The sequence below is a fragment of the Neisseria arctica genome (assembly GCF_022870905.1).
Classification (GTDB): Bacteria; Pseudomonadota; Gammaproteobacteria; order Burkholderiales; family Neisseriaceae; genus Neisseria; species Neisseria arctica.
Genome location: NZ_CP091510.1, coordinates 805,582 through 825,867, shown reverse-complemented (window position 1 = coordinate 825,867; position 20,286 = coordinate 805,582). Strand labels below are relative to the sequence as shown.

The 20,286-nt window shown below is 46.1% G+C and carries 16 protein-coding genes, 3 tRNA genes and 1 pseudogene; 11 read left to right on the top strand and 9 right to left on the bottom strand.

Annotated elements, in window-relative coordinates; translation table 11 throughout:
* The first annotated feature begins 33 nt into the window (after positions 1 to 33).
* Entirely contained in the window at positions 34 to 1,104 is a 1,071-nt protein-coding gene (leuB, locus tag LVJ86_RS03650; RefSeq protein ID WP_047760608.1) for a 3-isopropylmalate dehydrogenase, read from the top strand.
* 203 nt (positions 1,105 to 1,307) lie between these two features.
* Here leuB and LVJ86_RS03645 read toward each other — a convergent pair whose 3' ends face one another.
* Together LVJ86_RS03645 and LVJ86_RS03640 are read right to left on the bottom strand one after the other, a co-directional pair.
* Positions 1,308 to 2,717, bottom strand: a complete 1,410-nt coding sequence (locus LVJ86_RS03645) for a DEAD/DEAH box helicase (protein ID WP_047760609.1) — start codon at positions 2,715 to 2,717, stop codon at positions 1,308 to 1,310.
* A 399-nt stretch (positions 2,718 to 3,116) separates the two neighbouring features.
* Positions 3,117 to 3,926, bottom strand: a complete 810-nt coding sequence (locus tag LVJ86_RS03640) for a FadR/GntR family transcriptional regulator (protein WP_047760643.1) — start codon at positions 3,924 to 3,926, stop codon at positions 3,117 to 3,119.
* 227 nt (positions 3,927 to 4,153) lie between these two features.
* On the opposite strand from LVJ86_RS03640, the gene LVJ86_RS03635 reads away from it, so the two are divergent.
* From LVJ86_RS03635 to LVJ86_RS03620, 4 genes are all read left to right on the top strand, one after another.
* Entirely contained in the window at positions 4,154 to 4,918 is a 765-nt protein-coding gene (locus tag LVJ86_RS03635; protein ID WP_047760610.1) for a (Fe-S)-binding protein, read from the top strand.
* On the top strand, positions 4,915 to 5,619 hold the full coding sequence (locus LVJ86_RS03630; protein ID WP_047760611.1) for a LutC/YkgG family protein: 705 nt from the start codon (positions 4,915 to 4,917) through the stop codon (positions 5,617 to 5,619). Before LVJ86_RS03635 ends, LVJ86_RS03630 begins: the two co-directional genes overlap by 4 nt.
* Entirely contained in the window at positions 5,616 to 7,073 is a 1,458-nt protein-coding gene (locus tag LVJ86_RS03625; protein WP_047760612.1) for a LutB/LldF family L-lactate oxidation iron-sulfur protein, read from the top strand. The genes LVJ86_RS03630 and LVJ86_RS03625 overlap by 4 nt, the downstream gene beginning before the upstream one ends.
* Before the next feature lie 247 nt (positions 7,074 to 7,320).
* Positions 7,321 to 9,084: an L-lactate permease gene (locus tag LVJ86_RS03620; protein WP_200900164.1), complete on the top strand. Its 1,764-nt coding sequence runs from the start codon at positions 7,321 to 7,323 to the stop codon at positions 9,082 to 9,084.
* Between the two features lie 141 nt (positions 9,085 to 9,225).
* Here LVJ86_RS03620 and LVJ86_RS03615 read toward each other — a convergent pair.
* From LVJ86_RS03615 to LVJ86_RS03595, 5 genes and pseudogenes are all read right to left on the bottom strand, one after another.
* Positions 9,226 to 9,429: pseudogene (locus LVJ86_RS03615) on the bottom strand (hypothetical protein); the annotation flags it as partial.
* Positions 9,430 to 9,855: 426 nt separating this feature from the next.
* A tRNA-Asp gene (locus tag LVJ86_RS03610) sits at positions 9,856 to 9,932 on the bottom strand.
* Between the two features lie 12 nt (positions 9,933 to 9,944).
* A tRNA-Val gene (locus LVJ86_RS03605) sits at positions 9,945 to 10,020 on the bottom strand.
* 145 nt (positions 10,021 to 10,165) lie between these two features.
* A complete protein-coding gene (gene ribA / locus LVJ86_RS03600; RefSeq protein WP_047760614.1) occupies positions 10,166 to 10,762 on the bottom strand; it encodes a GTP cyclohydrolase II in 597 nt (198 codons plus the stop codon).
* Positions 10,755 to 11,426, bottom strand: coding sequence for a GAF domain-containing protein (locus LVJ86_RS03595; RefSeq protein ID WP_047760615.1), 672 nt, complete (start codon positions 11,424 to 11,426; stop codon positions 10,755 to 10,757). The genes ribA and LVJ86_RS03595 overlap by 8 nt, the downstream gene beginning before the upstream one ends.
* 205 nt (positions 11,427 to 11,631) lie before the next feature.
* Between LVJ86_RS03595 and LVJ86_RS03590 the strand changes: the two genes are divergently transcribed.
* From LVJ86_RS03590 to LVJ86_RS03575, 4 genes are all read left to right on the top strand, one after another.
* Positions 11,632 to 11,716 (top strand) — tRNA-Leu (locus tag LVJ86_RS03590).
* A gap of 221 nt (positions 11,717 to 11,937) precedes the next feature.
* Positions 11,938 to 13,140, top strand: coding sequence for a tyrosine-type recombinase/integrase (locus LVJ86_RS03585; protein ID WP_244702613.1), 1,203 nt, complete (start codon positions 11,938 to 11,940; stop codon positions 13,138 to 13,140).
* 180 nt (positions 13,141 to 13,320) lie between these two features.
* Positions 13,321 to 14,349: an ATP-binding protein gene (locus LVJ86_RS03580; RefSeq protein ID WP_244702609.1), complete on the top strand. Its 1,029-nt coding sequence runs from the start codon at positions 13,321 to 13,323 to the stop codon at positions 14,347 to 14,349.
* Positions 14,350 to 14,525: 176 nt separating this feature from the next.
* Positions 14,526 to 15,107 (top strand): Z-ring associated ZapG family protein, encoded by a 582-nt coding sequence (locus tag LVJ86_RS03575; RefSeq protein WP_053008369.1) that lies wholly within the window; start codon positions 14,526 to 14,528, stop codon positions 15,105 to 15,107.
* 76 nt (positions 15,108 to 15,183) lie between these two features.
* Here the strand turns inward: LVJ86_RS03575 and LVJ86_RS03570 are convergent, their stop codons facing one another.
* The gene (locus LVJ86_RS03570; RefSeq protein WP_047761830.1) at positions 15,184 to 16,566 is read right to left on the bottom strand and encodes a phosphomannomutase/phosphoglucomutase; all 1,383 of its coding nucleotides are present in this window, start codon (positions 16,564 to 16,566) and stop codon (positions 15,184 to 15,186) included.
* A gap of 630 nt (positions 16,567 to 17,196) precedes the next feature.
* On the opposite strand from LVJ86_RS03570, the gene LVJ86_RS03565 reads away from it, so the two are divergent.
* Positions 17,197 to 17,817 carry a flavin prenyltransferase UbiX gene (locus LVJ86_RS03565; protein ID WP_047761831.1) on the top strand — a complete coding sequence of 207 codons (621 nt, stop codon included), beginning with the start codon at positions 17,197 to 17,199 and terminating at the stop codon, positions 17,815 to 17,817.
* Positions 17,818 to 18,088: 271 nt separating this feature from the next.
* On the top strand, positions 18,089 to 18,601 hold the full coding sequence (locus LVJ86_RS03560) for a hypothetical protein (protein ID WP_047761832.1): 513 nt from the start codon (positions 18,089 to 18,091) through the stop codon (positions 18,599 to 18,601).
* 642 nt (positions 18,602 to 19,243) lie between these two features.
* Here LVJ86_RS03560 and LVJ86_RS03555 read toward each other — a convergent pair.
* On the bottom strand, positions 19,244 to 20,242 hold the full coding sequence (locus tag LVJ86_RS03555) for an LLM class flavin-dependent oxidoreductase (RefSeq protein WP_047761852.1): 999 nt from the start codon (positions 20,240 to 20,242) through the stop codon (positions 19,244 to 19,246).
* Positions 20,243 to 20,286 lie beyond the last annotated feature (44 nt).

Here is a 20,286-nt window from a genome sequence, read left to right as displayed (position 1 = left end):
TATTCTCTCCATATAAATTAAGGATAAATTTTTATGACCAAACAAATCGCTATTCTCCCCGGTGACGGTATCGGCCCTGAAATCATTGCCCAAGCCGTGCGCGTGCTCGACAAATTAATCGCCCAAGGCTTGGATGCCGCTTATAGCTATGCTCCGCTCGGCGGCGCGGCTTACGACGAATACGGCCACCCCTACCCCGAATTTACCCAAAATCTGTGCCGCCACGCCGATGCCGTATTACTCGGCGCGGTCGGGGGACCCCAATACGATAAACTCGAACGCCCACTGCGCCCTGAGCGCGGCTTGTTGGCAATCCGCAAAGATCTGAACCTGTTTGCCAACCTCCGCCCTGCCATCCTTTATAAAGAATTGGCCAACGCCTCTACGCTAAAACCAGAAGTCGTCGCCGGTTTGGATATCTTGATTGTGCGCGAACTGACCGGTGATATTTATTTCGGCGAACCGCGCGGTATCCGTACTTTGGAAAACGGTGAACGCGAAGGTTTCAACACTATGAAATACAGTGAACGCGAAATCCGCCGTATTGCCAAAGTTTCTTTCGAAGCAGCCCAAAAACGGGGTAAAAAACTCTGCTCGGTAGATAAAGCCAATGTATTGGAAACTACCGAGCTGTGGAAAGAAATTTTTGAAGAAGTCGCCAAAGACTACCCGGAAGTCAGCCTCAGCCATATGTATGTCGATAATGCCGCCATGCAACTTGTGCGCGCACCCAAACAATTCGATGTCATCGCTACCGGCAATATTTTCGGCGACATCCTAAGCGACCAAGCTTCGATGCTTACCGGTTCCATCGGTATGCTGCCCTCTGCCTCGTTGGATGAAAACGGCAAAGGTTTATACGAACCTTCTCACGGTTCGGCGCCCGATATCGCGGGTCAAGATAAAGCCAATCCGCTGGCAACCATTTTGTCACTGGCTATGCTGCTTCGTTACAGCCTCAATGACGAAGCGCGTGCGCAACAAATCGAAAAAGCCGTACAAAAAGTATTGGAACAAGGCTACCGTACCGCCGATATTTTCGAAGCCGGCACCAAACAGGTTTCGTGTTCCGAAATGGGTGATGCCGTATTAGCCGCCTTATAATTCTCTATTAATAAATAATAAAAAATGCCGTCTGAAAATATATGTTTCAGACGGCATTTTTTATTGGCAGGTATTTACTGATAGCAAGCAAGCTACATACTTTATAGAAAGTAAATCCCTTCTAAACATACTATTATTAAAAGTTAAAAAGCCGTCTGAATCATATTTCAGACGGCCTAAAATCATTCAATATTTACAGAATATCAGCGTATACCGAAATTCGGTTGCAGCAAAGCACACTTGGGTTGCTCGCGGCGGCTACGGCGGCTACGGCCTGCAATTTTTCCGCAAGCGGCACCCGCATCACGCTCACTGCTGCGGCTCTCACGCTTATTATCGCGCTCTTCACGCCCTGTTTGGTGCGACTCCCGATTGTACTGACGTTCGGATGGCTGGTTACGGGCCGACCGCTCGGTATTATGGCGGTTATCCGTTGCAGCATGACTGTTTTCCTGATTGTCCCACCAACGCGGTTCAAAGCCCTCAATACGCTCCACAGCAATATCAAGACCGATTAATTCTTTAATCGACTCAAACATTTTCTGCTCGTTTTCATCCATCAGGGAAATGGCGACGCCATCCGCCCCTGCCCGACCGGTACGACCAATACGGTGAACATAATCTTCAGGCTGTGTCGGCAGCTCATAGTTAATTACAAAGGGTAATTCGGCGATATCCAAACCGCGGGCAGCAACGTCGGTTGCTACCAACACACGCAAGCGTCCTTCTTTAAAGGCACTGAGCGTTTCCAAACGGGTTTGCTGCGATTTGTCGCCATGAATCGCTTGGGCGGCTAACTCCCGACGCACCAAATCGCGCGTTACTTGATCAACGCTTTGCTTGGTTTTGCAAAACACGATCACTTGATTCATGTTCAAATCGACGATCAAACGTTCCAATAAATTACGCTTGCGAGCCGTATCAACGGCAATCACATGCTGTTCAACATTGGCATTAGTAGTGTTTTGCGCGGCAACTTCGATCTGCTCCGGATTTTTCATAAAATCTTGGGCCAACTTACGGATAGGCGGTGCAAAAGTTGCCGAAAACAGCAGGGTTTGCCGTTGTTTGGGCAACATTTGCATAATGCTGCGGATATCATCGATAAAGCCCATATCCAACATGCGGTCGGCTTCATCCAACACTACGATTTCGACTTTGGATAAATTGATGTTCTTTTGTTTAACATGGTCGAGCAGGCGGCCTACGGTAGCGACCACGATTTCACAACCGGATCGTAAATCTTTTACCTGCGTATCCATATTTACGCCGCCGAACAACACAGTATGGCGTAACGGCAAATTCTTAATATAAGCCGAAGTATTTTGATCGATTTGGTCGGCAAGCTCGCGTGTGGGCGTTAGTACCAGCATACGGACAGGATGCATCGCAGGAGAAGTGCTTGCCGTCGCATAGCGTTTCAAACGCTCCAAACTCGGCAGCATAAAGGCAGCGGTTTTACCCGTGCCGGTTTGTGCGGCAGCCAGCAAATCATGTCCGGCCAAGGCTTTGGGAATGGCTGCGGCCTGAATAGGAGTGGGTGTTTCATAGCCCTGTTCGGCCAGTGCGTCGGTAATTTCGCGGGACAATCCCAACGTAGTAAAGTGGTTCAAAATCTGCTCCGTTTAATTTTATTACGCCAACGCCGATAAATTTAATACGCTTACCGGTAGGCAAATATATAAGTGTAGAAAAATTTTCAGACGGCATAATTTATCGTTTCACTACTGCAAGCTAATGATTGGAATAGGATATTTAACGCCATGAAAGCAGCAGGCCGTCTGAAAGATTTACCGTATTTGTTATTTTATCGTTATTGATACGGCAAACCATTATCTTGCCACAAATCAGCCTTTCACTAAAGAATAAAAAGCTCCCGTACTCCCTCTGAAACAACATAATGATTTTTCTGCTCCCACATTCTTAATTACTATCTGCCAAACAACCTGGCAAAATTTATATCATAACAAAATTATCTTCTGGTTGTTGCCGGCAAATATAGCAAAACTTTACTATTTACCGTTGCCCTTATATTCCCTCAAATCTTTCGCAGCCAAAGCTTCCGCCCGCTGCCGCCAATGGCTTTGTTCTCTTTCCTGTGTCAGACAGCTTCCGACAAAATCCAAGTGGCCTTGGGCAGCAGCAGCAGCCGCATGAGGCAACTGGGCACGAATGGCTTCAAAAATAGCACGGTGCTGCGACATCAACTGAGGCTTTACATCAGCCACACCGAACATATTGGCTAAATTCTGCTGTGTATGGCGGTGTAACATATGTAACAGGCTGCCCGAAATATGTGCGAACAATATATTGTGCGCAGCCTCCGCCACGGCTTGATGAAAGTTTACGTCTGCTTCCGATTGTCTTTCGATATTACCGCTTTGATACGCACTTTCCAGCTCATCCAACCAAAACTGCAAGCGGTTCAAATCGGTATCCGTACGCCTCTCTGCCGCCAAACCCGCGATAACACCTTCTAAAGAGCGGCGGAAATCCAATACGTCATTTTGCAGATATTCATGCCGTTCCAATAATTCCTGCCAGCCGTTGAGCAATCCCTCTTCCAAACGTACGGATACATAATGTCCGTCCCCATGCCGCGACACGACCATACCGCGAGCGACCAACATTTGTAATGCGGCACGTACGGATGGCCTGGAAACACCAAACTCTTCGGCCAATTTCCGCTCCGGAGGCAGCTTGGCACCACTGCTGTACACACCATCCAAAATATTCTGTTCCAATACAGCAACTACCTGCTCGGTAACCGACAGCGGGCGAATTTGCGAATTTCCCACTATATAGCTCCTTTTTATTAACATCATCTCAACGATTGTCACCACCTACAATAAAATCTGGTAACGACTTACTTAATCAGCAATTTTTTTCTAAATAAAGCTTTTTTAATACCAAAATAAACTACATCTTATTACATTTTTTACATTTTAATTGATGGCAAATGAATTGACCGAACCTGCAAGCTTTTGTAAAGTGTCGAAAAGCTTAAAAAAATTGGTCATACCAATTAACCAAAGAAGGATAACACAAAATGGCTTCACCGGCACCCACCGCCACAATGCCGAGCGACGTTTATTTTTTCGGCACCTGCCTGCTTGATATTTTCATGCCCGAAGCGGGTATGGATGCCATTACCCTGCTCGAACAGCAGGGTATACGTGTACATTTCCCTATGGAACAAACCTGCTGCGGCCAACCGGCCTTTACTTCAGGCCATCCTAAAGATTCGTTCGATGTAGCCAAATCACAGCTTGATCTTTTTCCCGAAAACTGGCCGATTGTCGTGCCTTCAGGCTCTTGCGGCGGCATGATGAAACATCATTGGCCCGGTCTGTTCAAAGATACGCCCTACGAAGCAAAAGCTACAGATATTGCCGCGCGTGTAGTCGAATTCACCAATTTTTTGGTTGGTATCGGTTACCAACCGCAAGATAAAGGTCAGCCTGCCAAGGTGGCTGTACACACTTCTTGTTCTGCCCGCCGCGAAATGGGCGTGCACCTCACCGGCTGGCAGCTTGTCGACAGCCTTACCAACGTAGAACGTGTCGTACACGACCACGAAAGTGAGTGCTGCGGCTTCGGCGGTACCTTCTCAGTAAAACATCCCGATATTTCCGGTGCGATGGTTGCCGATAAGGTTTGCGCCTTCAAGGAAACAGGTGCAGTAGAAATCATCAGCGCCGATGCCGGCTGCATGTTGAATATCGGCGGAAAAATCGCCAAAGACGAACCCGGTATGCCCAAACCCAAGCACATTGCAACCTTCTTATTAGAACGTACGGGAGGGAAATCATGAGTGCACGTGAAAATATTTTAGCTAAACTGCGCAAAGCCGATGCCTACCCGATGCGCGAACCTGATACCTTCGATTATTACGCCGAAATGACACCTCAATGGCCAAACGAAACCGATCGTCTCAAACATTGGGCCAAAGCCATGCGTGCAGTCAAAACCGAAATTTACTGGGTAAACTCAAACAATTGGACTCAGGTTTTCTGCCAAGTAACGCAAGAAAAGGGTTTGAAAAATATCCTGATGCCGATGCAGACAGAGCATGGCAAGCTCGCCGCCCAAGCCTTGCAAAGCAATGCTCCTGAAGTAGAAATCAAAGTATTCGACCGACTAATCGAAGATTGGAAAGACGAATTTTTCAACGGTGTTGATGCCGGCTTTACCTCTTCGCGTTGCGGTATCGCCCACACCGGCACACTGATGCTTTGGCCCACACCTGAAGAACCCCGCAGCCAAAGCTTGGTACCACCGGTACATATTTGCTTGTTCGATACTACCCGTATGTATAACAACTTTCACCAAGCCGTAGAAGGCGAACAGATGGCCGGCGACATGCCGACCAACGTTGTATTGGTGTCAGGCCCTTCCAAAACCGCCGATATCCAGCTGACTTTGGCATATGGTGCGCACGGTCCGCGCGATATGGTCGTCTTGGCTGTTCTGCCCGATCACATTAATCCGGCGGACCTGGAGGAAACCGCATGAGCAAGCCTGTAATCACCATTCATCCCCAACCGGAAACATTCAAGCAAAATTCACAAGTCGCGCTGGCCGACAAGCCCTTACGCAAAAGCCTGCGTACGGCCATGGATATGTTGATGACCCGTCGCAAGGCTTCTCTGTCGGATGAAGTCGAACTGCAAGGCTTACGCAGTCTGTGCGAGCATATCCGCCAACGCTCACTCTCACGTCTGCCGGAGCTTTTGGAGCAACTGGAAAGTAACCTCACCCGCTTGGGCGTGAAGGTTCATTGGGCGGAAACGCCTAAAGAAGCCTGCCAAATCATCCACAATATCGTTACACAACATAACGGTAAGCTGATGGTTAAGGGCAAATCTATGGTGAGCGAGGAAATCGAGCTGAACCATTATTTGGAAGACCACGGCATCAGTGCGATTGAAAGTGATTTGGGCGAATACATTGTTCAGATGGCCGGTGAAAAACCAACCCACATCGTGATGCCCGCCATTCACAAAACCAAACAACAAGTAAGCGAGCTATTCCGCGACCACCTCTCTACCGCACTGACCGACGATGTAGACGAACTCACCGGTATTGCCCGCAAAGCCCTGCGCGATATCTACCGCACCGCCGATGTCGGCCTAAGCGGCGTAAATTTCGCCGTTGCCGAAACCGGTACTTTGTGTTTGGTAGAGAACGAAGGTAACGGCCGCTTAACCACAACCGTACCACTGGTACACATTGCCATTACCGGCATTGAGAAAGTCGTGGCAAAACTGTCCGACATTCCGCCTCTATACAGCCTATTACCGCGCAGTGCCATCGGACAACCTATCACTACCTATTTCAATATGATCACCGGCCCCCGCCGCATCAACGAACTGGACGGTCCGCAGGAAATGCATCTGGTACTGCTGGATAATGGCCGTACGCAAGCTTACGGCGAAGAACAAATGCGCCGAACCTTGCAATGTATCCGTTGCGGCGCGTGCATGAACCATTGCCCGGTATACAGCCGCATCGGCGGTGCCGCCTATGGTACTACCTACCCCGGCCCTATCGGCGAAATCATTTCACCACACTTACTGGGCTTGGATAAAACCCGCGATTTGCCGACAGCCTGCTCGATGTGCGGCGCCTGTGTAGAGGTTTGCCCGGTAAAAATTCCGATTACAGAACAAATGGCACGTCTGCGCGAAGAAGCGCAGCGCTCCCCTAACGAGCAAGTTACATATCCGATTAAAGGCCAAGGCGCTTCTCACAACCTAGGTGAACAAATTGCCTGGCGTACCTTTAACGGTATTTTCGGCGGCAAAAAAGCCTACCGAGCCTTTGGTTGGGCGGCAACCACCTTCCGCGCCTTGGCTCCTAGCCAGCAAATGGGCTGGACTCTCAACCACGTACCACTCAAACCTGCAGCCAAAACACTACATCAGATGGTTGCGGAAAAACAAACGGAAAAACAAAAAAATACCTAAACACATGATGATTACCCGCAATACCTGCAAGTAATCAAAATACACAGTTAAGAGGTTTTTCAGACGGCCTCTACATAACCAAACAGGCCATCTGAAAACAATTGGAAGAAGGAGAATAACAACCCGGCCAAATAACACAATAACCATAACCGCCATATCCTAGAAATACCTTATTTGGGGAAACTGTGCGGTACAAAACAAAAATACCTGGCTTAACAAGCAATCCATCATCATTTTGGAGAAAACCATGAGCATTTTGCATACATTTTTAGCATTGCTCCCCATTATCACCGTATTCGTTTTATTGGTGGTAATGCGTCTGTCAGTCAAAATTTCCATGGGGACGGCCTATTTGGTGACCGCCCTTTTGGCTTTGTTTGTCTGGCAAACAAATTCGGCCGTCGTTGCAGCGGCTACCGTAAATGGCGTCATTGTCGCCCTAACCGTACTGTATATCGTATTCGGAGCAATTTTGCTGTTGAATACTCTTAAAGAAAGCGGTGCCATCAAATCTATCCGCCAAGGCTTTATGGATATCTCACCCGACCGCCGTGTTCAGGTAATCATCGTTGCCTGGTTATTTGGTTCTCTGGTAGAAGGTTCTTCCGGCTTTGGTACACCGTCTGCCGTAGGCGCTCCTTTGCTACTGGCTTTGGGCTTCCCGGCAATGGCTGCCGTTATGTCGGTATTGATTATCCAATCTACTCCCGTATCTTTCGGCGCAGTAGGCACACCTCTGCTTCTGGGCGTATGGACCGGCATCAACAACAAAGAAGATGTTGCAGCCGCAGTTGCTCCCGCTACCGTAGAACAATACCTGATGCAGATTACCGCCAATGTCGGCCTACTACATGCTTTGGTGGGTTTCCTCATTCCGCTAATTTTGGTCAGCATGCTAACCCGATTCTTCGGTGAAAAACGCTCTTTCCGCGAAGGTTTAGCTGCCTGGAAATTTGCCTTGTTTGCCGGTATCGCCTTTACTTTCCCCTACTACTTGGTTGCCCATTTCTTAGGCCCGGAGTTTCCTTCATTGGTAGGCGGTTTTGTCGGCCTGATGATTGTCGTACCCGCAGCCAAGCGCGGTTGGTTCGTACCCAAAGAAGTATTCGACTTTCCTGAACGCAACAAATGGGAGAGCACCTGGGTAGGCAATTTGGAAGATAGCCAAGACGACAATAAACCGACTTTCTCTGTATTCCGCGCCTTTGCTCCTTATGTAATCGTAATCGGCGTGCTAATTCTGACCCGTGTAGTTGCTCCGTTAAAAGCATTCTTAACCGGGGAGCTTACCACTATTACTCTTAGCAATCTGTTTGGTACCTCCATCACCTCTAAAGTACAGTTCGGTTACTCTCCGGGTACAGTATTAATCTTAGTGTCTCTGTTGTGCATCCCTCTCTTTAGTATGAGCATGAAAAACTTCATGCGCGGTTGGGGCAACTCAGGCAAAACTATGATATCCGCAGCACCTGCACTGCTGTTGTCTGTTCCGATGGTACAAGTGTTCATCAACTCCGCTTCTGGTGATATGACTGCAGCCGGAGCTCTACCCGCCATGCCGATGGTGTTGGCACAAAGTGCGGCAGATTGGTTCAGTAATGCATGGCCGAATGTTGCTCCTTGGATTGGTGCTTTAGGCGCATTTATTGCAGGCTCAAATACAGTCAGCAACATGATGTTCTCCTACTTCCAATTTTCAACCGCCCAAGAAGTTTATTCCAACATTGACGCTTCCGCACTGGTAGTTGCATTGCAAGCGATTGGTGGAGCAGCAGGTAATATGATCGCCGTACACAATGTGGTAGCTGCGGCTGCGGTAGTCGGTTTGATTAACCGTGAAGGTGATATCATCCGTAAAACTCTGATTCCGATGTGCTACTACGTTATTCAAGGCGGCCTGATTGGCCAAGCCCTGATCACAGGCAGCTTGGGCTGGACAATTGCCGCGGTAGTCTTTGCAGCACTTTTCCTGACCGTTATGAGCATGAATAAAGGCAAAGCCTCTTCATAAATTTAGGCTATATATCAAAAAGATAGTGTATTACATCGTCAAATATATTTACATTTCTTGACATTTCATGAAGCCACACCCTGACTTATTCAGGGTGTTTTTCTTTTTCAGTCTCTTAATATCTAAGGCTTTTAAATTTGCTTACTGGTAGCGGCTTGGCTGGAAATCTTGCCCGTTTTGAAGCAAGGTAAATGCTATTACGGCCAATTTACGCATGATGGCAATCAGTATCAGCTTTATCGGCTTGCCCTTTGCTTTCAGGCGGCTAACAAAGACGGGGAAAGCATTGCAGCGATAAGCCGTCTGAAATTTCAGACGGCCTTTTTCAATAGGCTGATACAAACTTATTCAAAACACCCCCTTACCAAGTCGTGGGTTATCTGTAATTCAGATACGGCCTGATATTACTTTAATATAAAGATTATTTAGCACTTTTATATCAAACAAATATTCTTTAGGCAGTTATTTTTTTATTTTATAAAGGGTCTTACGATTTTGCCGTATCGCACCATCACATAAGATATTAATATGCTGATATTTTATAAAGAAATTCATTTTATCGCATTTTAATATTATTGATTTTTCTGATATAAAGAAAAGAGTAAGCACAATAAATTTAAGTTCAACCAAATAAGATATAAAATATTTACATTTCTTCAAATCACAAAAAGCCGTCTGAAATATATTTCAGACGGCTTTTAATATTATAAAAATATTCTTCTAAAAAGAGAAGAAGAGCCTGATGATATTATCAGGCTCTTCTTCGAATATTGGCGGAGTGGACGGGGCTCGAACCCGCGACCCCCGGCGTGACAGGCCGGTATTCTAACCAACTGAACTACCACTCCGCATAAAAGACTTGGTGGGTGATGACGGAGTCGAACCGCCGACATTCTGCTTGTAAGGCAGACGCTCTACCAACTGAGCTAATCACCCTTTTTTATTCTCGCTTAACGTTGCGAGAACGTAATTAAACCAAATTTCTTACATGCGCGCAAGCACTTTATTTATCTTTCTATTAAAAATAAAATAAATATCTGAAATTAATAAAAATTAATTTCATCCAAATATTACTTTTATTTTAAACATCCAACCAATGTCCGAACTTCTCCGCCTTAGTATGTAAATAAGATTGATTTTCAGAATTCAACCCCACTTGCAAAGGCACATGCTCGCTCACATGAATTCCGGCATTTTGCAAAACTTCTACTTTCCGAGGATTATTCGTCAACAACCGTATCTCACTGATACCCAAATATTCAAACATATGTTTTGCCAATGTGAAATCGCGTGCATCCACAGGCAACCCCAACGCCACATTTGCCTCTACCGTATCCAAGCCCTGATCTTGCAGTTGATAAGCACGGATCTTATTAATCAAACCGATGCCCCGTCCTTCTTGGCGTAAATATACTATTACTCCCCGCCCTTCTTTTTGTATTGCCTGCATTGCAGCCTGTAATTGAGGACCACAATCGCATTTTTGCGAAAATAAAGCATCTCCAGTCAAACATTCCGAATGAACTCGAGCCAAAACAGGCTTTCCGTCAGAAAAATCACCCATTGTCAGCGCAATATGCTCCTGTCCGCCCGGGCTCTCTTCAAAGCCATGCATGGTAAAAACACCCCATTCGGTCGGCAGGCGGCAAGATGCGACAAATTTAAGCGGCTTATTCATTCTCGCACTCCCCTTCCGAACCTTCCCCCAACAAAGCTTGCATTGGTTCGGCCAGTGCAACTGCCAATGCTACCCAATCAGTTTGCACCGCATTATCAAAAGCATTTTTTTGTGCACAATCTACTTGTACCACACCCAATACTTTGCCGCTTTCAGCACATACCGGCAACACCATCTGGCTCAAGCAACGATGATGATCTCCTTCTACCTCGCCCAACTCAAACCATTTTTGCATATCATTAACAACATTCAGCCAACCGGTAGCTGCCGTTCGGCAAGATAAATAACGCCTTCCGCTCTCCTCATTTACCTCGATTTTTTGTTCCAATACCGATCCCTGTTGCGCTAAGCGCAATAAAAAAGGCTGCCCGTTTTCAGACGGCATCAATGCATATACCGCTATACTTTGCCAACCTTCGCAACGGCTACCTACAGAATCAAGGGCCATGAAAATTTGTTTAAGCAGCTTTTCATTATCAGAATTTTCAGCCACGTAATCCGATAAAACCACATGATCTCGGCAGTACCATAAAATATTACGGTCTACCGAAACCTCACCCATATTTATAACTGCCTGCAGCGTCATCAGTGCTACCCGCACTTCATCTGTCGGCAACCGCAAACCTTGGGTTTGCAAATAATCCTGAACTAATAAAGCCGACATATTTATCCTTCTATTTAATTAAAACAACCAATTAACTAAAAATCCGCCCTCATTCAATCAGGCGTTTCCCAAATCTGAAGCGGCATATCAAACAGCCATTGTATGTATTATATAAATGAATACCCCGTTACATGGGCATTTTTTCCACCTTTTCAAGCTCTCCCCCTTTGCATCTTTAAAAATTTTTGATATTATTGCTTTCTTTGCGGACGTGGCGAAATTGGTAGACGCACCAGATTTAGGTTCTGGCGCCGAGAGGTGTGAGAGTTCGAGTCTCTCCGTCCGCACCACACTGAAAAAACAGCAGCCTTTTAGGTTGCTTTTTTTACGTCTTATATTATCCAATAACGTCCACAAGATTTAATCAGGGCAAGGCTTTCAGCCGGTTTACCCATTCCCTCGTCACCGGTTTTATATCCAATAACGTCCAATGCAATCCTGTTGAATCAACCAAAAAGCGGGGGTATATTTTGGGGTATCTTGCAAATACCCCTGAAAAAAATACCCCCAAATGCCACTAAATGACCGTCAAATTAAAAATGCTAAGCCAACTGATAAGCCCTATAAGCTTTCAGATGGGGCGGGCCTGCATCTGGTTGTTACCCCCGCAGGCGGTAAGTTATGGCGATTGAAGTACCGTATTGATAGAAAAGAAAAACTGCTTTCAATCGGTAAATACCCTGCTGTATCACTCTCAGAAGCTCGCGAAGCAGCTAATAATGCACGCGCTATGTTGGCAGCAGGGCAAGACCCAAGCGCGACCAAACAGCAAGCCAAAGCCGAAAGAGCAGCAGCACTGGCTAACACCTTTCAGGCAATCACCCATCAATGGCACGCGGCCAACCTGCATCGCTGGAAGCCCATACATGCAGAAAGGGTATTACACCACTTCCAGAAAGACGTACTACCGTTAATCGGCAATATGCCGTTGGATGAAATCAATGTGGCGGCCATTAAGAACCTGTTAGATCGCATCGTTGTACGCGGTTCAATTCCGACTGCCGAGAAAATCAGGCAATGGATAGGGGCGGTTTTTGAATATGCGGCCATGTTGGAATTAACAGACCGTAACCCCGCCCGTGCATTAAAGCAGTATTTGCCCAAACCCAAAACCAAGCATATGCCCGCTTTGCCGGGTGAAGAGCTGACCGAATTTTACCGCCGCTTGCTTGTGGCCGATGTGAACCAGCAGAACAGAATCGGCGTGATGTTGATTATGCTGGTGTTTTTGCGTAATACCGAATTGCGGGGCGGTATGTGGGCAGAAATCGACTTCAAGGCCAAGCTATGGCGCGTTCCGGCCGAAAGAATGAAGCGGCCAAGACCGCATGAAGTTCCATTGTCGGATTGGACAATTGAGCTGTTGCAAGAGCTTTACGACCTGACGGGGGAAACACCGTATCTATTCCCGAGCCACAAGAACACCAGCGGCTATATCAGTGAAAATACCTTAGGCAAAATCATCAATAACATGGGCTATAAAGGCATTGCCACACCCCACGGCTTCCGCAGCCTCGCCAGTAGCGTACTGAATGAACAAGGCTTTAATCCTGATGCTATCGAATTACAGCTTGCCCACGTTGAAGAAAACAAGATAAGAGCCGCCTATAACCGAGCTGACTACATGGAAGAACGCTGGGCAATGATGCAGTGGTATAGCGATTGGTATAACAAAGCAGTGGATAGCCTGAAAGCTGTTGCCAGCGGGTTATAGGTTACCTGAAAGTCACAAACACCAGTTCCGTTGCTGTTTTTTGTTGCTTATTGTGGTCGATATGCCCCGTAATCGAAGCCAACACCCTAAGAGCCGTCTTAGATAAAATCATATATTATTTATATAATTATTTATTGAATGTGTAATAACATCCAACAAAGACCAAAACGGCTGAATATCATGCAAACAAAAGACGCTTTATATTGCCGCTGCGCCAATTATGCAGAGAGACTGCTAACCAGCCTAAACGGCATCACATATGCGTTTACACTCTTTGCCCCGCGCCGCATGGGTAAAATACAATTTCTATTAAAAGACATTGCCCCTACTGCCGAACGTATGGGCTTCAATGTGTTTTACTTTTCATTTATGGACGATACAGGCGCAAACGTTGCCGCCGATTTTCAAACAGCCTTATATCACTTCGCCCAAAGCATACGGACAGGCAGCGGCATCAAATCATTTTTAGGCAGTCTGAACAAAATTGACATCATGGGCATAGGCATAGGGCGGGAAAACAAAGCCGAAACCCTACCCAAAATCAGCGACATTATTACCAGCATAGCCCACGACAACGCTCCGACATTGCTATTGCTGGACGAAGTTCAGGAACTGGCACGGATAAAAGACACAAGCGGCCTAATACGTTCATTGCGCACAGGCTTGGACATCAACCAAAACCGCGTGAAAACCATTTTCACAGGCAGCAGCACCAATGGCCTGAAAGCCATGTTCAACAACAGCAAAGCCCCGTTTTTCCACTTTGCCCACGCCCTGGATTTTCCCCTTTTAGGTAAAGAATTTACCGACTTTTTAGCCGATGTTTATCAGAAACGTACAGGCAAACAAGCCGATAAAGCCGCCTTTTACACCATGTTTAAGCGGTTGAACCACACGCCTATGTACATGCGGGCAGTTGTACAAGACATGATAATCACACCCGAATTAAGCCTAGAAGAAGCCGCATCAAGCCGCTTGCAGCAACTCAATGAACAACACGCCGAAAAAGGAATCTGGGCAGAGTTAAAACCGATTGAGCAGGCCATTTTGGCCGATATAGCACGCAACCCCAACACCAGCCCGTATAGCCAAGAAAGCCGGCAACGATATGCCGCCACGCTTGGTATAGCCAACGTGAGCAACAGTAACGTACAGGCAGCCTATCCAGCTGCATATTTATATTTCTCTCCAACATATCTTATTGTTTAATAAAATCAAATAACTTTATAAGCTATAAACCTTGTTTATCTATTCGCTTCATTGGTAAGATGAAGACTATATCTATTCTTGAAAATAGCTGCCAAAAAAGAAAATGATACGAATCTACGGTATTTATTTTCATATTTGGGCAACCTAAAATTACCAAACCGGAAAAGGAGAGTATTGTGAACACACTGCCTTGGGAAGTACAACTCATACTGGCATTCGTTATCGGACTGGCAGTTGGTATCCTGATAACATGGCTTTTATTGCGTCAGAATAAAGCCAAGCAAAAAGAGCATGAAGAATTAGTACAAACTTTCCAGCATTACCGTCAAGATGTCGATAAACACTTTATCGATACCGCTGCCGCAGTAGATGAATTAAACCGCAGCTATCAGAAAGTGATACAGCATTTAAGTACGGGAGCCCAAAGCCTGATGGGTAAAGAGGCTTTGCAAGAACAGCTGGCTTTACGCAGCAATAAATCGGTTACGGTTTCTTATTTGGCCGTATCGGCAGTTGCTCCTGCAGCTTCTGAAATCACGGATAGCATTTTGCAAAGCGAAGGCATGAGTGTAGAAGAAACTGATGCACACTCTCCTGAAAAGCTAGAAGCCGATATCGCAGAGGCGGTACAAGTAGCCCCTCCTTCGGATCTTGATCCTGACGAGCAAATCCCAGTCAGCGAAGTACCCGTAACAGATGCGCCGCATGTTACCGAACTGGAAAATACGGAGCAATCTTCAAACTTGCCTAAATCCTAATTTAGCAAACCATGATAAAAAATATGCCGTCTGAAAATTTCAGACGGCATATTTTTAATGTTTTAAAAGCAATTAATCATAAAGGCCATTTCAAGCCCGGGCAGCTTTCAATCAACTGCTTGAATTGGCTTTGAATTCGGGTAATTGCCTCATCCGTATCGGCTTCAAAGCGCAATACCAATACGGGGGTCGTATTGGAAGCACGCATCAGGCCGAAGCCGTCTGCAAATTCAACACGTAGGCCATCAATGGTAATAACCTCTTGCGCACCTTCAAATTCGGCATCTGCCACCAACTCACTAATAATCTGATGGCCATTACTGCCTTCAGGCAGATGGATATTCAATTCAGGAGTAGAAATACTATCGGGCAAAGCATTTAATACCGCAGAAGGATCATCCGAAGCGGAAATAATTTCCAACATACGACAGCCGGCATACATGCCATCGTCAAAGCCGAACCAGCGTTCTTTAAAGAAAGTATGGCCGCTCATTTCCCCTGCAACCAATGCGCTGTTTTTCTTCATGGAAGACTTAATAAAGCTATGCCCGGTTTTTTCCATAATCGGCTCCCCGCCATGCTTTTTAATCCAAGGAGCCAGCAAGCGGGTGGATTTCACATCGAAAATCACTTTCGCCCCCGGATTACGGCTCAAAACATCTTGGGCAAACAACATCAACTGACGGTCGGGGAAAATAATTTGGCCATCTTTGGTTACAACACCCAAACGGTCACCATCTCCATCAAATGCCAAACCAATTTCGGCATCGCCGTTTTCCAATGCATGTATAACATCTCGAAGATTCTCGGGCTTGGCCGGATCGGGATGATGATTTGGGAAATTGCCATCTACATCGCAATAAAGTTCGGTAACGGTACAGCCCAAAGCCCGATAAAGATCACCGGCAAAAGCTCCGGCAACGCCATTACCGGCATCGATAACGATATTCATCGGGCGGCGCAACTTAATATGTGCTGCTATATATTCGCGGTATTCTTCTGAAATATCCTTATGGGCAATATTTCCAGCAACCGCATTTTCTACAAAAGCATCATTTTCGATAGCGGCTAGCAATTCCTGAATACTCTCGCCGGCCAAAGTATCGCCGCCGAGCATCATTTTAAAACCATTGTAATCAGGAGGATTATGACTGCCGGTAATCATTACGCCGCTTCCGGAACATTCTCGGATAGCGGCGAAATAAAGCATCGGTGTGGCCACCATACCCACATTCAACACATGAATTCCGCATTCGGTAATTCCGCGTATCAAATTATCCATCAGAGCCGGACCACTCAAACGCCCGTCTCGACCTACGGCGATATGAGTGAGATTTTGTGCGGCTGCACGTGATGCGATAGCCTTACCGATTAAATATGCGGCATCTTCAGTGAGCGTCTTACCGACAATACCACGGATATCGTAAGCTTTAAAAATATCACGGGCGATTTGAGCCATCATTTTTCCCTTTACTTGATCTGACAACGGAAAATTAAAAAATCCAACGGCTATTGTAACACAGCTATGTTTTTAATTATTCACAGATATGCCCGATACTTAACTGCCCACATTGCACATAAGCACACTAAAACACCAACTGAAACTTACTGAGGCAACTCAGATGCCGTCTGAAAAACGTTTAGGCAATGATTTTGGCTTGATTTGCCTAGCCCAAAATTAAAAACGAGCTATATCCGAATTTTATCGGATAGCTCGTTTGCTGTAATGGTACTGCTTTTTCTCTTCCTTCTCTCGCCTTGTTAACTTGGCGTCTCATTGAGTTTAAGCTCAATTTTTATGTGAAGAAATGTAATGTATCTACCCGAAATCTGCAAGCAGATAACAGAAAAAAATATTAAGAAAAGAGAAAAATTCCAATATTCATATAATTTTTAGCATTTATCAAAAATAAGATGCCTATTTTTCTTAAACCATATCTTTATCTTTCCCCAAAGGCCGTCTGAAAACCTTTAGGAAAACATTTCCGTACCCAATGTATCTCCTGCCATCATTCCTGCTATTCCGATTCCCATTTAAGCTGCCTTATCGTTTATAATCCTACCGTTACTTTTGCACTTGCACCCTTCAATGAATACTCAAACGCACTCTATACAAACCGTTACCCTAGCCTTTACCGGTGCTTCAGGTATGCCTTACGGAATGCGATTGCTCGAGTGTTTGCTGAATGCGGGTAAAACCGTATGGCTGCTTTATTCCCAAGCCGCCCAAGTGGTTGCAAAGCAAGAAATGGGGCTTCAGCTGCCTGCTTCGGCAGATGCTTGTCAGAAAACCTTATGCGAGCATTTTCGCGTTCCGCCCGAACGGCTGCGGGTATTCGGAAAAGACGAATGGTTTGCACCGCCCGCATCCGGAACAAATCCTGCCGATGCCATGATTATATGCCCCGCCAGCATGGGAGTGGTGGCCGCCATTGCCCACGGCACCTCCGACCACCTTATCGAACGCGCGGCCGATGTTGCCATCAAAGAACGCAAACCACTGATTATCGTCCCGCGTGAAGCCCCCTTATCCGCCCTGCATCTGCAAAACCTTTTAAATCTTGCCAAATTGGGCGTGGTAATACTACCTCCGTCCCCTGGTTTCTACCACCATCCGAAAACCATAGAAGACCTTATTGATTTTGTTGTTGCCCGTATTCTTGACCAGCTACGCATCCCCCACACATTAATGAAAAAATGGGGAGAATAAAGTGCAAGGATTACAAGAGTTTATAAAAATGATTATAGATTTTGCAAATTGGATATTGACAATACTCGATGCTTTGTTTTAATCTCAAGCCCATGAATACATCTAATTTACGCCCCTTTGCTTATTTTTATTGGTACCACACAAATGTGCGGTACTCTTTTGCGCTTGTCTGAAACACAGCAAAACCACATAAGCAAACGCGAAAAAAGCCGCCCAAGAAAACTTAGGCGGCTTCTTTTATTTGCCGCCGAATCTAACCGGAGCAAATAAAATGAAAGCAGCGACCTTGAAAACCCTTCCGCAAACAGAACCCTTACACTGCACCCACCTGATTGTAGACGGCAACAGCCACCGTGCCGATTTATGCCAAACTACATTACCTGCAACTACCGGCGAGCACCCGATGATCAGCGAAGCGATGTTGCCTCAAATCCGTACCGTAGCCATGCTGATTGCAGCGATGCGTCATAAATTCGATGCGCCAAGCCCCGATACTTTCACTGAAGAAGCAGACTGGTTTGCCGCCCGCATCATTGTTTTGGGGGTACGCCGCTTCCACCTCGACATTACCTTGTTGCCCATGCTGACCACAGCAAACCGCCGCGCCCAAGCATTTCTCCAAAGCCGCGGCCTGCCCTTCACCGCTGCTGAAATGCGCATGAGCCTTCATGCCGGCCGCCCTGCCAATCTGCTAATTATTGAAACTGCCAGTAAAATCAGTAGCGGAAACGGTATGATCGCCGATACTTTAGCTCTTGCACGCAGCTTGAAAACTCCCGTTTAAATACCCTTTATATCTATAGGACATTTCAATTTCATACAGATGAAATCGGATAGCTATAAGGATACGGTATGTTTTAATTTGTCTGTAAATTGAACATAGGTGTGCTGCCCGGCTATACCCAAACATTTAAAATAAACGAATACTCTTTTGATAACTACTTTTTGTGTTTCACATTAAATTACTGTGCGCAGTGCGCTATCTCGGCTTAAACGACCTGTTTTAAATCCGTAAGTGCAAACAATACTGAAAATCTTCTTAACTAAAGAAAATCCGGCTCACTTTACTTTTAAGATCCAGACGGGCTTGATCTTGATACTAATAAAACCTAAAACCAATTTCCAAACAGCCATTTGCAAACTTCTTAAATATTTAAATTTGGCTACACACTTACCGGCCAACACAATCCGCCTATCAAACCGCCTAAACTTCTCGGCTGTCGAATAATTTCCAAAATAGCTTGAAAAAGCTCCAAATTAACAATTAACCTTCACCAGCTACTCTCAGATAACAATATTTTCCTGTCCGTAAAGAACCTATTGCAAACTTTCCAGCCAATCTGTTTTAACAACACACCCTCGCAAGCCCTAATATAATAAATGCCGTCTGAAAATATTTTCAGACGGCATTTATATTATTTTCTACTTACCCGATACAGCCATCAGAAACTATTTCTTTTAGCAAGCTGTAGGAACGGTATTGCTTTTCTTCATCATAAATATAGCTGACCGCCATCACTTCGTCCGCATGCAAACGGTTTTGGAATGATTCAAGCTGTTTGGCCACCCTCTCTTTGCTGCCAACCAAAGATTCAGAAAGCATTTGTCTTACCATTGCTTCTTCCGGATGGCTCCATACTCCCTCCATGCTTTCTACCGGCAAGGGCAAAGGATTGCGCGTATTTCGCACCACATTCAGAAAAAATTGCTCTTGTGAGGTTGCCAAATAAGCGGCTTCTTCATCGCTGTCGGCCACAATAGCATTCAAACACACTATCACTTCGGGCTTATCAAGCACTGCCGAAGGTTTGAAACCGCGCCGGTAAATTTCTACGGCCATTTCCAGCATACGCGGGGCAAAATGTGCGGCAAAGACATAAGGCAAACCCAACTCCGCCGCAAGGTATGCGCTTTCGGTACTCGAGCCGAGTATATACAGCGGCACTTCCAAGCCCACGCCCGGAAATGCTTTCACATAACCTTGTTTGTCTGCCGGGCCAAAATAACGCTGCAAGGCACGGACATCATCGGGAAAATTCAGCGAAACATCCCGCTCGTTACGGCGCAAGGCTGCTGCCGTCAATTGATCGGTGCCGGGTGCGCGCCCCAACCCGAGATCAACACGGTTTGGATAGATGGTAGCCAACGTGCCGTATTGTTCGGCAACCAACAACGGACTATGGTTAGGCAGCATGACACCGCCCGAACCAACGCGGATGGTTTCCGTATGCGCCAAAGTATGGCCAATCAACAATTGTGTGGCCGAACTGACCAAGCTGCCCGTATTATGGTGTTCGGCAATCCAATAACGCGCATAACCGAGTTTTTCGGCTTCCTTTGCCAGCTTAACCATAGATCCGATGGCTTCGGCATTAGTCTGCCCTGCACGCACCGGCACAAGGTTGAGCATGGAAACGGCTTTCATGATTTTTCCTTTTTTTGAATGGTGTGCATTTTTCATATAAAGGC